Annotated in this window: 12 protein-coding genes, 1 tRNA gene and 3 pseudogenes; 5 read left to right on the plus strand and 11 right to left on the minus strand. The window is 48.1% G+C overall.

Annotated elements, in window-relative coordinates; translation table 11 throughout:
- Positions 1–284: 284 nt before the first annotated feature.
- The 9 genes and pseudogenes from pgsA to C8R14_RS01730 form a co-directional block, all read right to left on the minus strand.
- The gene (pgsA, locus tag C8R14_RS01695) at positions 285–857 is read right to left on the minus strand and encodes a CDP-diacylglycerol--glycerol-3-phosphate 3-phosphatidyltransferase (protein WP_011635099.1); all 573 of its coding nucleotides are present in this window, start codon (positions 855–857) and stop codon (positions 285–287) included.
- Between the two features lie 130 nt (positions 858–987).
- Positions 988–2487: a glycerol kinase GlpK gene (glpK, locus tag C8R14_RS01700; RefSeq protein ID WP_011635100.1), complete on the minus strand. Its 1500-nt coding sequence runs from the start codon at positions 2485–2487 to the stop codon at positions 988–990.
- A 50-nt stretch (positions 2488–2537) separates the two neighbouring features.
- Positions 2538–2951 carry a nucleoside diphosphate kinase regulator gene (rnk, locus tag C8R14_RS01705; RefSeq protein ID WP_011635101.1) on the minus strand — a complete coding sequence of 138 codons (414 nt, stop codon included), beginning with the start codon at positions 2949–2951 and terminating at the stop codon, positions 2538–2540.
- A gap of 286 nt (positions 2952–3237) precedes the next feature.
- Positions 3238–3960, minus strand: coding sequence for a phosphate regulon transcriptional regulator PhoB (gene phoB, locus C8R14_RS01710; RefSeq protein WP_011635102.1), 723 nt, complete (start codon positions 3958–3960; stop codon positions 3238–3240).
- A gap of 857 nt (positions 3961–4817) precedes the next feature.
- A pseudogene (locus C8R14_RS13975) lies at positions 4818–4957 on the minus strand (IS3 family transposase); the annotation flags it as partial.
- Positions 4958–4997: 40 nt separating this feature from the next.
- A pseudogene (locus C8R14_RS01715) lies at positions 4998–5231 on the minus strand (Arm DNA-binding domain-containing protein); the annotation flags it as partial.
- Positions 5232–5416: 185 nt separating this feature from the next.
- A tRNA-Ser gene (locus C8R14_RS01720) sits at positions 5417–5509 on the minus strand.
- A gap of 58 nt (positions 5510–5567) precedes the next feature.
- Positions 5568–6815 (minus strand): aspartate kinase, encoded by a 1248-nt coding sequence (locus tag C8R14_RS01725; protein WP_011635103.1) that lies wholly within the window; start codon positions 6813–6815, stop codon positions 5568–5570.
- A gap of 251 nt (positions 6816–7066) precedes the next feature.
- Entirely contained in the window at positions 7067–7651 is a 585-nt protein-coding gene (locus C8R14_RS01730; protein WP_011635104.1) for a peptidoglycan-binding domain-containing protein, read from the minus strand.
- A 474-nt stretch (positions 7652–8125) separates the two neighbouring features.
- On the opposite strand from C8R14_RS01730, the gene C8R14_RS01735 reads away from it, so the two are divergent.
- Both C8R14_RS01735 and C8R14_RS01740 read left to right on the plus strand, forming a co-directional pair.
- Positions 8126–9301: an acetate/propionate family kinase gene (locus C8R14_RS01735; protein ID WP_011635105.1), complete on the plus strand. Its 1176-nt coding sequence runs from the start codon at positions 8126–8128 to the stop codon at positions 9299–9301.
- 44 nt (positions 9302–9345) lie between these two features.
- Positions 9346–11721 (plus strand): phosphoketolase family protein, encoded by a 2376-nt coding sequence (locus C8R14_RS01740; protein ID WP_011635106.1) that lies wholly within the window; start codon positions 9346–9348, stop codon positions 11719–11721.
- A gap of 103 nt (positions 11722–11824) precedes the next feature.
- On the opposite strand, the pseudogene C8R14_RS01745 reads toward C8R14_RS01740, so the two are convergent.
- Both C8R14_RS01745 and tal read right to left on the minus strand, forming a co-directional pair.
- A pseudogene (locus C8R14_RS01745) lies at positions 11825–12211 on the minus strand (integrase core domain-containing protein); the annotation flags it as partial.
- A gap of 90 nt (positions 12212–12301) precedes the next feature.
- Positions 12302–13396, minus strand: a complete 1095-nt coding sequence (gene tal, locus C8R14_RS01750) for a transaldolase (RefSeq protein ID WP_011635108.1) — start codon at positions 13394–13396, stop codon at positions 12302–12304.
- 246 nt (positions 13397–13642) lie between these two features.
- Here tal and C8R14_RS01755 point away from each other — a divergent pair, with 246 nt between their 5' ends.
- From C8R14_RS01755 to C8R14_RS01765, 3 genes are all read left to right on the plus strand, one after another.
- The gene (locus C8R14_RS01755) at positions 13643–14152 is read left to right on the plus strand and encodes an RNA polymerase sigma factor (protein ID WP_011635109.1); all 510 of its coding nucleotides are present in this window, start codon (positions 13643–13645) and stop codon (positions 14150–14152) included.
- A gap of 6 nt (positions 14153–14158) precedes the next feature.
- A complete protein-coding gene (locus tag C8R14_RS01760) occupies positions 14159–15121 on the plus strand; it encodes a FecR family protein (protein ID WP_011635110.1) in 963 nt (320 codons plus the stop codon).
- A 78-nt stretch (positions 15122–15199) separates the two neighbouring features.
- On the plus strand, positions 15200–17497 hold the full coding sequence (locus tag C8R14_RS01765) for a TonB-dependent receptor domain-containing protein (RefSeq protein ID WP_011635111.1): 2298 nt from the start codon (positions 15200–15202) through the stop codon (positions 17495–17497).
- Position 17498 lies beyond the last annotated feature (1 nt).

Raw genomic sequence — 17498 nt, forward strand, 5'->3', positions numbered from 1 at the left:
TCAATTGATTACAACAATCTTCACAGCACCCCTCACAAAAACCAGATCATCCCTCAAAATAAAATAAACCATGAAAACTTTGTGGATATAGGTTTGTATGCAACAAGATTTCCAGCTCGTTGGGTTTTATTTTTTCTGTAAAAACAGGTAGGTAAGCTCGTACTAGAAGCTTATAGGCGCCAAATTGGCGGCAAGCAGATTCTCTTTTGTTTTATTTTTTCTGAAATCTTAATCAACTACCCCCGTTTACATGGCGGGATACCTTATTATTGATGAAAATTTCTTCAATGACGATGAGTAGCGTGTGGAATAGCAGCTCTCAAATAGTAGACCATGGACCACAATGTCAAAATGGCGGCAATATAAATCAACCAGGTGCCAATCATTTGTGAATCGAATGAATCATGAACCCTATCATGGTAAAGCAATAGAGGAATTGCCACCATTTGCGCAGCTGTCTTGATCTTGCCCAAAAAGGAAACCGCCACACTTTTAGATTTGCCAATTTGCGCCATCCATTCACGCAGAGCAGAAATAGTAATTTCGCGGCCAATGATAATCAATGCGATCGATACATCAAGCCGATCCAAATGTACCAAAACAATCAGCGCAGCAGCTACCATCAACTTGTCAGCCACCGGATCAAGAAAAGCACCAAATGCGGAAGTTTGATTGAGTGCTCGGGCCAAGTAGCCATCCAGCCAATCAGTCAATGCGGCCCCCCCAAATACAATAGCTGCAACCAAGTTTTGCGCGGCTGGAGACAACCATTCTGATGGCAGGTAAAAAATACCAACAAACAGAGGAATAGCCATTATGCGCAGCCACGTCAAAGAATTGGGAAGATTCATCAGCATAACCAAAAGCACTCCAATCTGTTTCAGCCCATCACATTAGTAGGCAGATATTTATAATTTACTACAGACGTTCTCTCTACCCAGAGTAATCACGACTTACACCGGGCTTCACTTTAATGAGCTCAACAAGCTAATTTCTGGAGGCGTGCAGAAGCGATTGAACTGCAGCTTTCCAGCCTGCATACAATCGTTCTCTTTCGGTTTCTGTTATCGTAGGAGTATAGATTTTATCCCGCTGCCAATAACATCCAGTTACTTCCAGATCAGCAAACAAATCCACCGTCAGACCGGCCAGGATCGCTGCACCCAGTGCTGTTGCTTCCGTTATTTTTGGCACTTCCACCGGCTTGTTCAATATATCAGCAAGAAACTGACACATGAATTTGTTTGCTACCAGCCCTCCATCTACACGGATAATCTCGGCATGATGACCGCCATCCTCTTCTATCGCCGCCATTAGATCCCGGGTTTGGTAGCCTTGCGCTTCCAGTGCGGCACGTACAATATGCACCCGCGTTGTATCACGCGATAATCCGCTGATCATGCCTCGTACATCCGGCCGCCAATATGGCGCACCGAGACCAGTAAAGGCAGGCACAAAATACACTTCATTGCTGTCTGGCACACTGAGCGCCAATGCATCGCTCGCCGCAACCTCCTGAAAAAACTCCAGCTCGTCTCGCAACCATTGAATCGCTGCTCCGGCAATAAAAATAGACCCCTCGATAGCATAAACCATCTTACCGTTCAGACGATACGCTGGCGTGGTCAGCAAACGATGCTGCGAAGGCTTAAAATCCGAGCCGATATTCATGAGAGCAAAACAACCTGTACCGTAGGTAGACTTGACCATACCTGGCCGGAAGCATCTTTGCCCGATCAGTGCCGCATGCTGATCCCCTGCCATACCACCGATGGGAATTCCCCGTCCGAACAAGATCCGATCAGTCATCCCAAACCTGGCTGCGTTATCGCGAACTTCCGGCAGAATCGTTTCCGGGATATTGAACAATGTCAGCAAATCTGCATCCCATTTTTGCTCAACGATATTAAATAACAGTGTCCGCGCAGCATTCGTCACATCCGTAGCATGCACCTTCCCGCCGGTCAGGTGCCAGAGCAAATAACAATCCACTGTTCCAAATGCCAGCTCGCCACGCATTGCCCGAGAACGCACTCCTTCGACGTTATCCAATATCCAGGCAATTTTAGTTGCAGAAAAATAAGGATCAAACAACAAGCCAGTCCGGGCTGTTACCATTGGCTCATACCCTTGAGCTTTTAATTGCTCACAACCAATATCGGTGCGACGATCCTGCCAGACAATGGCAGGATAAACAGGTTTACCGGTTTTACGATCCCACAAAATAGTTGTTTCACGCTGATTAGTAATGCCGATAGCAGCAACCGACCCTACCATACTGACATTGTGTTCCAGTACCGCATGACAAACTTCGAGCGTATCCTGCCAGATAGCTTCTGGATTCTGTTCGACCCACCCCTTGTGTGGATAATGTAGCTTCAGCTCTTTCTGTTGCACCGCGAGAATTTCCAATGTTGCCGAAAATAGAATGGCACGAGTGCTGGTTGTTCCCTGATCGATTGCCAGAATCACTGGCTGGTTATTCATAACTGGTTTTATACAAAGAACAAAAGAATTCCAGAAAACAGCATGTTCACTTACCGATAATATTCACCGGAACGCTCAGGCTGATAGGTTACTTCTACAATACGCACACGCAATACCCCTCCGCCTGGTTTTGGCCATTCAATTTCATCTCCCTGTGAAAGTCCCAGCAGGGCACTTCCTACTGGTGCAAGGATCGAGATCTTCTCGCCACTAGTATCGACATCCTTTGGATAGACCAGCGTCAGACAAAACTCCTCGGCCGAAGACTCAACCCTAAATCTGACAGTTGAGTTCATTGTGACCACAGTGGGCGGAATTTCCTCTGGGTCCACCACGTCAGCGCGCGCAAGCTCGGCTTCCAGATCATCTCTTCCTGGAAATACACTCTGCGGAAGAGAATCCAGCAACATTTCTAATCTCTCCGCATCAAGCGAAGAAATCATTATTTTTGGTTTCACACTCATTTTTACATTCCTCTAATTTGGTCGTTCACGTGAATCACTGCGGAAAACAGCCTCACTGCCTGAAAAAAAACAACTCTTCCGGAACAGCACTGTCAATGGGAATAACTGATTGGCAGGAGCAACTGGTTACAGCCACACCTTGTTATGAAGAAACAGCAGCATCAAGTATTCGTGCTTGAAAAGACAAAAAGCGCCCTGCAATTGCCATTAATATGGCTCATCCACCTATGGCGCTTGTCAAGGCAGTATAACTTACCGATATCTCATTGGCCAGCGCATCCCAATTTCAGAAAGCATCTTCATTTCGCGTGGAAAAACGATACCCGGCCCCTCTTACTGTCTGGATCAAATCAGCTTTTCCAGCAACCTCCAGCACCTTGCGCAACCGGCGTATGTGAACGTCAACCGTCCGATCTTCGACAAAAACATGATCACCCCATACCCGATCTAATAACTGGGCGCGAGTATGCACACGCTCAGCATGAGCCATCAGAAAATGCAGCAATCGAAATTCAGTGGGACTGACCAGTAATTCCTTTTCTCGAAATCCATCTTCCTGATTAATGACTGTTACCCGATGCGTCATCGGGTTCAGCCTCACTCCCTCAGCATTGAGAATTTCATCAGAAGCTTCGGGCAGACTCCTACGCAAAACTGCCTTTATCCGGGCGATCAGCTCGCGTGGTGAAAATGGTTTGGTAATGTAATCATCCGCTCCTGCTTCCAGCCCAGACACCTTGTCACCTTCCTCTACCCGGGCAGTCAGCATAATGACAGGAATCGACCTGGTACGCGGATCTCGGCGCAGTGATCGCGCAAATTCGATGCCACTTTTACCCAGGAGCATCCAGTCCAGTAATATCAGGTCCGGCAATATCTCATTAATCTTTACTACCGCTTGTTCGGCACTATTTACACATACAACAATATAGTTCGCATTGCGCAGATTATAGGCAATCAACTCCTGAATTGCTGGCTCATCTTCTACCACCAAAACCGTTGCAGACATCTTTCATCTCACTGAGGGGATATGGCTAACAGCACGAATTATGCAAGGCAATGATGACATAGCAATGACTTCCTGAAAACTTGTTTTGTTGACAATATAGCCATGCGGGATACGCCTGGCGCATGGCCATATAATATTTTCAGGATGCGAGGAGATTATCAAGGCCATCCTGGAGGAGGCTGCTTGTGAAACTCTGGGAGAGAGGGAGTCATATTGATTTGTAATGCCGCATAAATAAACAGTTTTTGGATTAATAATTTGTACATACTTGTTCAGTCCCAGATGATTGTATAGATAAAACTCGTTATCCGCTGTTCATGGCGCGAGCTGTCATGAGAGAGCTGATAGAGTACATCACTGCCGATCCTTGCGGCCAACTTGCACTTTTTACGCCAAGTAGCACCAATTACATCCTCGGATTGGCAGGGGCACGTAGCCGGCAGCACTCCCGACAGGCCACGCGCTAGCTCAGATACAAGACAGCACGGGCAAGCAAACTAGGCCACCCCGCCGCCTAGCTAGTAGCTACATCCTGTGGTGATCAGCCGTACCCGGTCTTTGACATCATGCTAACCGTTCAAGAGATCACTGCATTCAAGGTCACTATCAATCACCCGTATCCAGATAGAAGCCTGTTTTTCTCCCATGTCAGCATCCGTCCATTTTCAGCCAAAGGACACGCCTTCATATAGCATTTTTTACTGTGTTAGTCGCAGCACGTCCATCGTGCGCATAGTATATATAGATTTTCCTGTGCGCCAGCCCGGCTGCCACGCTCCATTTCAGTATCTGTGATATGCCCCGAGAATAGAGGAAGCTGCTTGGTTAAAGTAAAATATTCATGTGGTCTTGTTGTCCTAAGTTGGTAGGCAGTTTTCTTTGGCTTGTGCCGGAGAGATATACCCAATAGGCTCGAGCAGGTGTTGATAGTTATACCAGGCGCCCATTCCAGGGTTGCCAATTCCGCTTCAGATCTGGTTTTCCAGAGTACCCGGCGAGAACCAGTTCAGCCTTATTTTCAGCTATGGCCTTAAACGTCATGGCATCCGCTTGTTTTCCGCTTTGCGTACGGCCATGAGGCTGCGTTCTTCAGCCAACTCCCGTTTGATCGCCAAACGCACATGACGCGCTGCTGAAAGCGTCATAACGGGATAGATGCCGCAGGAAATAGTCTTGTGCTTATCTTCGAAGCGGTAGTCATAGCGCCGCCAATACCGGCCAGGCCGATTCGCCAGCAGATACAGGCCAGTACCATTGGTCCGCTTGTGCGGCTTTTCTTTGGGCTTGGACTACCTCACGGCTACATCTGATAGCTTCATGATGGTATTTGAACTACCGTCATAATTACCATCTATGTCAAGCAATTGCCATCTATAATTGTAGACAATAAAAAACCCGCAATGCAAGTAAACATGCGGGTTATCTATATTGTTGTATACGGTTGTATACTAATAACTGGCGGAGAGAGAGGGATTCGAACCCTCGATAAGCTTTTTGAGCCTATACTCCCTTAGCAGGGGAGCGCCTTCGACCTCTCGGCCATCTCTCCGTAAATGATATTTCTTGCAGCTTCTTACGACGGCTTATAATTTAAAAAGTTAACAATATTAACACGATTTCACATCAATGTTGTTCGCCTGATCCAGATCAAAGGCCTTATGCAAAACCCGGACAGCCAGCTCCATATATTTCTCATCTACTACGACAGAAATCTTGATTTCTGAAGTTGCGATCATTCGAATATTAATCCCTTCCTCAGCCAGAACACGAAACATTTTACTGGCTATGCCAGCATAAGAACGCATCCCTACACCAATCACCGAAATCTTGGCTATCTTTTCTCCACCAATCACATCACGAGCACCAATATGCGGCAACACCTGTTCTTTCAGGATATCCATTGTCCGGGTGTATTCATTGCGGTTAACCGTGAATGAAAAATCAGTGGTACCGTCACGCCCTATATTTTGAATGATCATATCCACGTCGATATTGGCATCTGCAACCGGACCCAGTATCTGATAAGCAATACCCGGATGATCTGGCACACCAACAACCGTGATCTTCGATTCGTCACGATTAAATGCAATCCCTGAGATTATAGGCTGTTCCATCTTGTTATCTTCCTCAAACGTGATCAGCGTACCTTCACCCTCTTCAAAACTGGAAAGAACCCTTAGCTTGACCTTGTATTTCCCGGCAAATTCTACCGAACGTATCTGCAGCACCTTGGAGCCTAAACTGGCCATCTCAAGCATTTCTTCAAAGGTAATAGTATTCAGTTTTCGAGCTTCCGGCACTACTCGTGGATCTGTTGTGTAAATACCATTGACGTCCGTATAGATTTGGCATTCATCAGCTTTGAGTGCTGCAGCAAGTGCCACTGCAGTCGTATCTGAGCCACCTCGCCCGAGTGTAGTGATATCACCTGCTTCGTCCCTACCCTGGAATCCGGCAACGATAATCACATTGCCAGCAGTCAAATCAGCACGAATATGATCTTCATCAATCTTCAGGATACGCGCCTTGGTATGAGCACTATCAGTTGTAATACTGACCTGGGAGCCGGTATAACTTTTTGCCTTGATACCCAGTTCACGCAAAGCCATTGCCAGCAGCCCGATCGTAACCTGCTCACCCGTTGCCAGAACAACATCCAGTTCACGAGGATTTGGATTGGTTTGAATTTCCTTTGCCAAAGAGATAAGGCGATTTGTCTCCCCACTCATGGCAGACACAACAATCACCAGTTTGTGTCCCTGCGCCCAGAATTCAGCCACTCGGCGCGCAACCTGCTTAATGCGCTCAACGCTGCCTACCGAAGTGCCGCCATACTTTTGAACAAGGAACGCCACGAAAGATATCTCTCAGAAATAAATAATTAAACGGTCGGGAATTCTACACAGTTCTTTGGAATAATTCTATTTCAGGATTCTGAACAAAAATACCAGGCTTCTCTGCATCAAAACCTTACCGTAGCGTCATCATTATTCTGCAAAAAACGGTTTTGCCGACTGACGCACACTCATTACATCACACCCAGTCAGATTCCATAGCCGGAATAGATTTATTATTCCCCGGCAAAACCACTATTTACCGCAGAAAATTAGAAAGTAATTCCCAGTTCTCGCAACGTTTCTTTGGTTATTTTTCCTTCAGCCAAACCATGCTGTTTCTGGAAATCCACCAATGCATTTTGAGTACGAGGGCCCATCATGCCATCTGCCGCCCCGGGATTTAGACCCGCATCCTTCAACGCCTTCTGAATTTTACGAATCAGATCCGGTGTAGCTTTGACAACTTCCAACCCATCATTGACAGTTTCTTTTATTGCCTCATTTACTTTTGGAGTCTCTGCCAGAACAGAATCAGCTTTTTCAGCAAAATTCCCAGCAGTTTCTTCCAATTCGTGTTTTACATCATCACCCGCAGCATTGACTGCCGATCCGGTTCGTTGAATAATTTCATCTGCTCTTGCCAGTATGGATTCCAATGATTCTTCTGTCGCTTCTCCAGCTTCAGATAGTCCCGGTTCAACTGCACTCTCATTACTCTGAGCAGCTTTCGAAGTTATCTCTGGCTGATTTTTCCTGGCGGTTTCTTCAGGTTGGTCACCGCAACCGGAAATAACTCCAACAAGAAACAGAACCAAAATACTCTTTGCAAAACGATCAGAATTTATTCTTTTCATTTCTGAATTTCCCCGTAAAAAATCGATGCATTTTTTAGATACTCCTGGTACTAAAACCAAGCCTGAAAACTCTATCTCCCTAATTGAATCATCGCCAGATCAAGTAAACACACTCCTGATACATATTCTTCCGCAACGTGGTTATTTTACTCTACGTGATTATACGAAACCTGTTTGGCAAGGTTAATAATGTATCAGGTTAAAAAATAAAATCACACAGAATTGACAGCAATATGTAATCTGGTGCCAGCCGGGGAAACACCGAATTACAGTCAACAGACCATAAAACAATAGACAGCCTGCATATAAATTATAAATGTTCGAATTCCAGGTTGATCAGATTGCGCTATATAGCCCTATGCATCAGTCATTTATTTGTGTGTTTCACCCACATCACTCTGGATTTCAATAATTCACAAGTTAGCGCATACACCGTGCCAAATCGGTCCCGGCAAATATTTTTAGGAAATTACCATGAACGAAACCATTCTTGTCCTCAATGCCGGTTCATCCAGTATCAAATACGCACTCTATCGAACAACATACGAAAGTATATCGATAATCTGCCGGGGAAAAATCGAGATCGGCAGCAATACTTCATCCCAGTTTCAAGTCAGGGATTCCCGAGGAGAATTACTCTGGCAGCAGCACCTTCACGTTCCTCATCATGAAAGTGCGATAGAAGTGATTTTACAATGGCTGGAGACACAAACAGATAAACAACGGCCAACGGTAGCAGGCCATCGCGTCGTTCACGGCGGTATATTATTTGACCAGCCAGTCATCATCAATGAGCAAGTCATCACCCAACTGTTCCAACTGGTTCCACTGGCGCCTCTGCATCAGCTTGACAGCCTGGCGGGAATTGAAACATTAAAACGACTCAAGCCAGATTTGCCACAGATTGCTTGTTTCGACACCAGTTTTCATCGTACCATGCCTGATGAAGAACGGATTTATGCACTACCTAGCCATTTAACAGATCAGGGAATCCAGCGTTATGGTTTTCATGGCCTTTCCTACGAGTATATTGCCCATATTCTGCACGATCATCTAGGCGATCGTGCAGCAGGACGCATCGTAGTAGCGCATCTTGGCAATGGTGCCAGCCTGTGCGCTTTGCGGCAGGGCAAAAGTATCGCTACTACGATGGGATTCACACCATTAGAAGGTTTGCCGATGGGTACACGTTGCGGCAACCTCGATCCGGCAGTATTGCTCTATCTGATGCGGGAGCAACAAATGAATCACGACATGCTGACAGACTTATTGTATCGTCACGCTGGCTTACTAGGTGTTTCCGGCATCAGCGCCGATATGCGTACGTTATTAGCCAGCGATGCCCCCCGCGCCAAACATGCCGTTGACCTGTTCATCTGGCAGGTATGCCGCCAACTGGGTGCAATGATAGCCGTACTGGAAGGTATCGATGGTTTGATTTTCACTGCTGGCATCGGCGAACATGCACCACAGATCCGAGCAGGGATCTGTGCTCGCCTCAAATGGCTGTCGATCAAGCTTGACGAGTCTGCCAATCAAGCCAATGCCATTCGTATCAGCACTGCTGAAAGCCATATCCCGGTCCTCGTTTTACCAACCGATGAAGAGAGCATCATCGCTCACCATACATTACGACTCATCATGGCGTAACTTGGGGCGATTCCAGATAACCTGACCTTAATGAGGTATTCAACATGACTCAGACTCCACAATCTCTCACGCCGGATGAACTGCAAAAAATAGACGCTTATTGGCGTGCCGCCAACTACCTTTCAGTCGGCCAGATCTACTTGCTCGACAACCCCTTGCTGCAAGCTCCGCTGACATTGCAAAACATCAAGCCCCGTTTGCTAGGACATTGGGGAACGACACCTGGACTCAATTTCATCTATGCTCATCTCAATCGCGTTATCCTACGTGATGATCTGAATATGATCTACATAGCTGGTCCCGGCCACGGCGGGCCTGCGCTGGCTGCCAACACTTATTTGGAAGGCACTTACTCTGAATATTATCCTGATATTTCGCAGGATATCCAGGGGATAAAGCATCTGTTCCGCCAATTTTCCTTTCCAGGCGGAATTGGCAGTCATGCCACGCCAGAAATCCCTGGTTCCATCAATGAAGGGGGGGAGCTCGGTTATTCACTTTCCCATGCCTTCGGTGCGGTGTTCGACAATCCGGGTCTGATCGCAGCCTGTGTCGTAGGTGATGGAGAAGCAGAAACCGGGCCATTGGCAGCTGCCTGGCATTCCAACAAATTTCTTAACCCAGCTCAAGATGGTGTAGTGCTGCCGATCTTACATCTGAACGGCTATAAAATTGCTAACCCCACCATTCTGGCACGTATTAGCCGTGAAGAACTGAATCAGCTGTTCTATGGCCACGGCTATCGGCCATACATCGTTGAAGGAGAAGATCCACTGGCCATGCATCAGCTCATGGCCAGTACACTAGATCAGGTATTGACTGAAATCAGATCGATCCAGGCCCAAGCCCGACTCGAGGGCGTAACCCGGTATCCCCGCTGGCCCATGATCATCCTGCGCACCCCGAAGGGATGGACTGGACCCAAAACAGTCGATGGCCTGAAAATAGAAGGCTCCTGGCGTTCCCATCAAGTACCCCTCTCAGAGCTGGCAAAAAAACCGGAACATCTCCAGCAACTTGAAGCTTGGCTCAAAAGCTACCGTCCAGAGGAGCTGTTCGATACTCACGGACGGCTGATTGAACCACTCCAGGCATTGGCACCGCTTGGTAATCGGAGAATGGGTGCCAACCCGCATGCTAATGGTGGATTACTGAAAGAACCACTGCATATGCCAGATTTCCGGGAATACGCGGTTGAGGTTGCACAACCCGGCCAGATTGAAGCTGAAGCGACCCGGGTCATGGGCAGCTTCCTGAGAGACATCATGCGCCTGAATCTAAGAAGCTGTAACTTTCGGGTATTTGGGCCGGATGAAACAGCTTCCAACCGATTGGGAAACCTGTATGAGGTCACACCCAAAACATGGTTGGCCGAAACTTTAGCTGAGGATGAACACTTGGCGCCAGATGGCCGAGTAATGGAAATTCTCAGTGAACACCTTTGTCAAGGATGGCTGGAAGGCTATCTACTGACTGGGCGGCATGGTCTTTTTTCCTGCTATGAAGCATTCATTCACATCATCGATTCGATGTTCAACCAGCATGCCAAATGGCTAAAAATCAGCAAGGAAATCCCATGGCGCAGACCTATCGCCTCACTCAATTATTTGCTGACTTCCCACGTCTGGCGTCAGGATCATAACGGATTTTCCCATCAAGATCCTGGTTTCATTGATCATGTGATCAACAAAAAAGCCGATACCATCCGTATTTATCTACCGCCTGATGCTAACTGTCTATTGTATGTCACAGACAAATGTCTGCGCAGCAGTAATTTCGTTAATGTCATCGTTGCCGGGAAGCAGCCACAACTGCAGTGGCTGGATATGGATGCCGCGATCAAGCATTGCACGGCCGGTATCGGCATATGGGGATGGGCCAGTAACGACCAGGACGGCGAGCCTGATGTCGTCATTGCCTGCGCCGGAGATGTTCCAACTATTGAAGCCCTAGCTGCTGTGAGCATTCTACGTGAACACCTGCCCGACCTGCGTATCCGGGTGATCAATGTCGTTGATCTGATGACTCTGCAGCATCACCTGGAACATCCGCAAGGTCTATCTGACCGGGAATTCGACACCTTGTTCACCACAGACAAACCTATCATTTTTGCCTATCACGGCTACCCTTGGCTAATTCACCGCCTAACCTACCGTCGTACCAACCACCATAATTTGCATGTGCGCGGCTATAAGGAAGAAGGCACTACTACCACACCATTCGATATGGTGGTACTTAACGACATGGATCGCTTCCATCTGGTTGATGACGTCATCGACCGCGTTTCCCATCTGGGTTATAACGCAGCCTATCTCAGACAAATCATGCGTGACAAACTGATCGAGCACCGCGAATATATCAACCGCCACGGTGAAGATATGCCGGAAATCAGAGATTGGAAATGGACGACACTACCGTGATATCAATAATATAACCATCAACTGGATTGTTTTATATTGTCTGTAGCTGTTTACTGTTTAGTCCCACGATAAGCGAGGATATCTTACACCAGCATTCGTGGGACTAAATATCGCGTCCCAGATGATTGTATCGTTTTTTATGAAAGAGGTGGGAATGCGTTTTATACCATTCTTTCATGGCCTGTATTGGAGTTTTACTCTTGAGGGCAGACTGCGGCAGTTACTAATTATACAGACTGGCATAACGTATCAGAGTCTGTTTCAGATCTTCAGCGCTATTGAATCGATGTGTTTTGAGTACATCAGCAATACGTCTGTTGAAACGTTCGACCATTCCATTGGTTTGCGCAGTACGTGACCCCCGGATCAGGTGATGTTCGATACCGAGTTCCTGGCATAGTTGGTCAAACTGATGATTGTCACTGGGGTTGCGTTCATGGCTGGCAAACAGTCCATCAGTAAATGACTTGCCGTTGCCTGTCAGAATACGGGGATCCTGATCTGACTGGTTATTCTCATGTCAACAAATATCCTGTAGCCGTTCGCTGATGCAGTAACTGTCTTCTTGCTTCCCGTCGCCCTAATCTGCTTTTTCCTTCTGTATCATCATGCACTTCGAGGCAATTACCTCCATCAGATCACGCCAGGAATCTACAAATTTTTTGGCTCCCTCTTCCTGCAGCCTGGCAGCAAGAGCATCAATATCAATCCCTGCTCCAGCAAATTGTTGCAGAACGGCTTCACTGTCACCGCCATCAACAGGCATAGTTCCACCACTCAAATCACCATGATCTACCAGCGCACTCAAAGTCTTCTCAGGCATGGTGTTAATTGTAAAAGGTGCAACAAGCGCTGTCACGTAAAGCACATCAGAAGCCTTGGGATCCTTGGTACCTGTACTAGCCCACAATAAACGCTGCGGCCGTGCACCCGCATTGTAGATACGCAACCAGCGGGCGGAGCCAAGCTGTTCGCATACCGCTTTATAGGTGCGATGAGCAATGGCAATACCTAGTTTGTTCTGTAATGCTTCTGGAACCTTGCCAGCCACTGCCGCATCCCACCGGCTGATAAACAGGGATGCAACGGAGATCACATCAGGATTCAGTCCAGCTTCGATACGCCGCTCAATTCCACGCAGATAAGCCTCGGCTGCCGCCACATACTGCTCACGGCTGAATAATAAAGTCACATTGATCGGAATTCCGGAAAAAATTGCTTCTTCAATGGCAGGCAAACCTTCCCTGGTTCCTGGAATCTTGATCAGAAGATTCGGCCGCTCCACCTGACTATGCAAATTCTTTACAGCTGCAATGGTACTGGCGGTATCGTATGCCAATAGAGGAGATACTTCTAACGATACCCAACCATCAATGCCATTGGTACGGTCATAAATCGGACGAAATAAATCAGCAGCCTGAGTAAGATCCTCTAGCGCCAGATCGAAAAAAATTACCTCACCCGATTTTCCTTGTGCCAGATCAGCACGGATGGAAGCATCATAAGCATCGCTATGCTTGATCGCATGGTTAAAAATTGTCGGGTTCGAGGTTAACCCTGTTACTGACAGCTCATTAATATAACGTTTGAGTGTGCCATTAATTAATAAATCACGTGTAATGTTATCGAGCCAGAGACTCTGGCCGAGATTATGCAAAAGTTGTGTCGCTTTCATAATTCTGCTCCTTGGAAAATCGCCGGACCGATAACTGCGCGCCGGCAATACCCAGTATACGTGCATCAGATAAAATCGCTATGGCTGACGACCTTTGAATGATGTTGCCGCATCGGCAACCCGGCGCCAACAATCGCTCGGCTACCTCTTCCTGCGACAATTTGTCGCATTCTCATTTCCTGCTTTTGTCCGGATAATTTGATCCGGACAAACAATGGTTATTATGACTCTTTTCGCTACTGCATCATGTCTTCATCGGATTCCCCCGTATTTACAGCACTTTATAAACAATACCAGTCACAATTGATCAGTCGCATCACCTGTCTGGTCGGTTGCCGTGAAACAGCAGCTGATCTCGCCCAGGAAGCCTATATCCGGTTACTGGGCCACCGCGATTTATCGAATATATTGAGTTTGTCCGCTTATCTGTTCCGGATCGGCCATAACCTGGCGATGGATCACCAGCGTGACCCCTTAAATAAAATAGAATACCTGCTGCTCGACGAAACCCTGCCCTGCCCGCTGCTCCAGCCGCATGAAATCGTGAGTCTCCGGCAGCAATGCAGACTATTACTGGATACGATCGCCTCTATGCCGCAAGGTTGCCGTGATGTTTTTCTGCTGCGTAAAATCGATGAGCTCAGTTACAGTGAAATCTCCATCCATCTCAATATTTCCGAGAAAACCGTGCAACGACGTCTGGTACAGGCTATGTTGCGTTGCCACCGCAGCATGAACCGTATGACCGACCGGTAATACTATATGTCCGCTTCCGGCCCTCCTGACGAACAGCTGCTCAAACAGGCACTGAAGTGGTTTTTTCTATTACAGTCTGAACACTGTACGGATGAAGACAAGCGGAAATTCAACCGCTGGTTCTGTAAAAATGAAGCTCATCAGGCAGCCTATACGCATGCTGAGCGCTTATGGTCTGAAACAGACAAACTGAAAGAAACACCCGATATTCCCGGTTTGCATGAAGCCAGACGACGCCGGCCCAAACACCAGCCGGCCGGCATATTCGGCTGGGCACTGTTCTTCCTGATTTCATCTGCTTTGATGAGTATCAGCTGGCTGGAATACAACGCTGAAACCGTCACTTATTCCACCCGATTGGGAGAGCAGCGTCTCATCTCCCTAGCGGATGGCAGCCGTATCAACATGAATACGGCTACCCGTCTGCACGTCCGCATTTCTTACCTGCAACGCAAAATTACGCTGGATGCGGGAGAAGCCGTTTTTGACGTTGCACACGAAACCTGGCGTCCTTTTGTCGTGCATACAGACAAATTGCAAATCCAGGATATCGGTACCCAATTCAACGTACACAGACAGCAGGATGAGATCTCAGTCACGGTATTGGAAGGCGCGGTGGAAATCGATGGCGTACGTCTGGATGAAGGATATCAGCAATACTACTCCTCTCGCAGTGATCATGCGGTCCTCCGCCCGGTCGATACCGAACAGATCGCAGCCTGGCAGCACGGGCGGCTGATATTCCGCCAGACTCCTCTGGCAGCAGTCACAACCGAGCTGGAACGCTATCACCCGGTACACTTCATTTTTACTGACCCCGCCATTGCACATGAGACGCTGAGCGGAACATTCGGCACCCGTGATCTGCCACTTTTCCTCAGCAGCCTGGAAAAGGCTTTACCAGTCAGGGTAAAAAAACTGCCGGACGGGCAAACCCTGCTGATCGACCGGATAAATAAAAAAATGTGACCAGTTCATCGTGTTTTTCACGTCTTACCAGACAGGACATCAGAAACCTTTATACCTTCCTGACTGGAGAAAAACACCATGAAATCTATTGCCGGATTATTTTCGTTACTGCTTCTGCTATGGGCGAATACGGCCAATGCGCAAAATGACATCCCCTATTCCTTCAATCTTCCTGCACAGCCTCTTTCTTCCACACTGAATCACCTGGCCAATATCACTGGCATCAAGCTGATTTATGCGGATGAAATCACCCGAAATCATCTTTCTCCACCTCTACACGGCAACTTCACACTGGCAGAAGCATTGAACCAGGTACTGAATAAAAACCGGTTGAAGTACGAGATGGTCGATAACAGCATGGTCGTCATCAGCCAGGCTGCTGCCAATACGGTTTTACCTGAAATCACCATCACCACTGATTCATCCGCGGCCGGTAACGAAGCCTCACTAACCGTTCCGAATACCGCACAGGCAACGGCCAATATCCAGTACACACCCGGTGCCGTCGAAGTCATATCCGATGCCCGATTCAAAAGTACACCGGCACAAACCATCAAGGACATCGTCGGCTGGATACCCGGTGTCATCGCCCAACCCAAATCGAATATCGATAACCGGATATCGATCCGCGGCTCCGGATTAACGCGCAACTATGGCAACCGTGGCATCAATATGTATATGGACGGCATCCCGATCAACACTGCTGACGGCCTGTTCGATGTCTTCGAAATCGATCCAGGTGCTTACCGCTACGTCGAAGTGTTCAAGGGTGCCAATGCACTGCGTTACGGAGCCAACTCTCTCGGTGGCGCAATCAACCTCGTCACACCGACAGGGTATGATGCTTCCCGGTTCAGCGGGCGAGTGGATACAGGCAGTTTCGGCTATATGAAAGGACAGGTGAGCACGAGCGGAATCCACGGCCCGCATGATTATTTCATCACTGCATCGGCACAGCGCGAGGATGGCTATCGTGATCACAGCAATGGCCATATGGTACTCGGTAGTGCCAACTTCGGTTATCGATTCTTACCGGATGCCGAGACACGCTTTTACCTGAACGCAAATACATGGCGCCAGCGTTTACCAGGCGAGCTGACCAAGCGCATGGTGCTGGATTCACCACGCAGCGCCGATCCCGAGTTCGTACGGCAGGATCAGCAACGCAACATCGACTCAGTGCGGCTCGCCAACAAGACTACGCTACGCTTCGGCCCCACCACGGTCGACTTTGGTCTCTTTGGCCACCATCGCCATGTGGATCATCCTATCTACCGGTACCTGGACTACTATGTCCATGACTACGGCGGCTTCGCGCGTGCAACCGATGACCGTCTGATCGCCGGCTTCCGCAACCGCTTCGTCGCGGGTGCAAACGTTCATAACGGCAAAATCAACTACAAAGAATATATCAACCCGGGAGATGCGGTGAAAAGTGCACTCGCCATGTCCACGGTAGATAAATCACAGAACTATTCAATCTATGTGGAAAACAGTTTCTACTTCCTGCAGAATGTCGCGCTGGTTGCTGGCGGGCAGTTCCTGCATGCGATTCGCGACCGGAATGACCGTTTCCTGGCGGATGGCGATCAGTCGGGCCGCCGTGCTTACAGCATCTTCAGCCCCAGAGGAGGATTGTTGTGGGACATTGCTCCCGATGTACAGATCTTTGCCAATATCTCACGCAGTGCCGAAGTACCGACTTTCGACACGAACACCTTTATGACACCCGCTAGTTCGGAACTCGATGCCCAGACTGCTACCACCTATGAAATCGGAACACGCGGGCACAGAGCCGATTTCAAATGGGATATCGCCTTCTATCGCGCCCATATCAGAAATGAGCTGCAATGCCTGAGAACGTCGCCGTTCAGCCCATGTACGGTAGTCAATGCAGATCGTACCGTACATCAGGGGATCGAACTGGGATTCGGTGCCGCATTTCTCAAAGGAATCGCCGCCCGGAAAGATCTTCTCTGGCTCGACATAGCCTACACCTACAACGATTTCTTTTTTGACAATGACACCCTTTATGGAAACAACAAGCTGCCCGGCGTACCACCCCACTACCTGCGCGCAGAAGTGCTCTACAAATATCCGAATGGATTCCACGCCGGTCCAAATGTGGAATGGATGCCACGAGCCTACTACGCTGATAATGCTAATAATCTCTCCATTGGCTCATACGCGCTCCTAAACTTCAGAATCAGCTATGACCCAGGTAAAAAATGGTCCGGTTACCTCGAAGGACGTAATCTACTTGATACCCGCTACATCTCAACCACGATCACCTCCGGCACGGCTGATGCCACCTCCGCACTCTTCAATTCCGGCTATGGTCGGGCAATTTACGGTGGCATACGGTTCAACTGGTGAA

The organism is Nitrosomonas eutropha (assembly GCF_003201195.1).
Classification (GTDB): Bacteria; Pseudomonadota; Gammaproteobacteria; order Burkholderiales; family Nitrosomonadaceae; genus Nitrosomonas; species Nitrosomonas eutropha.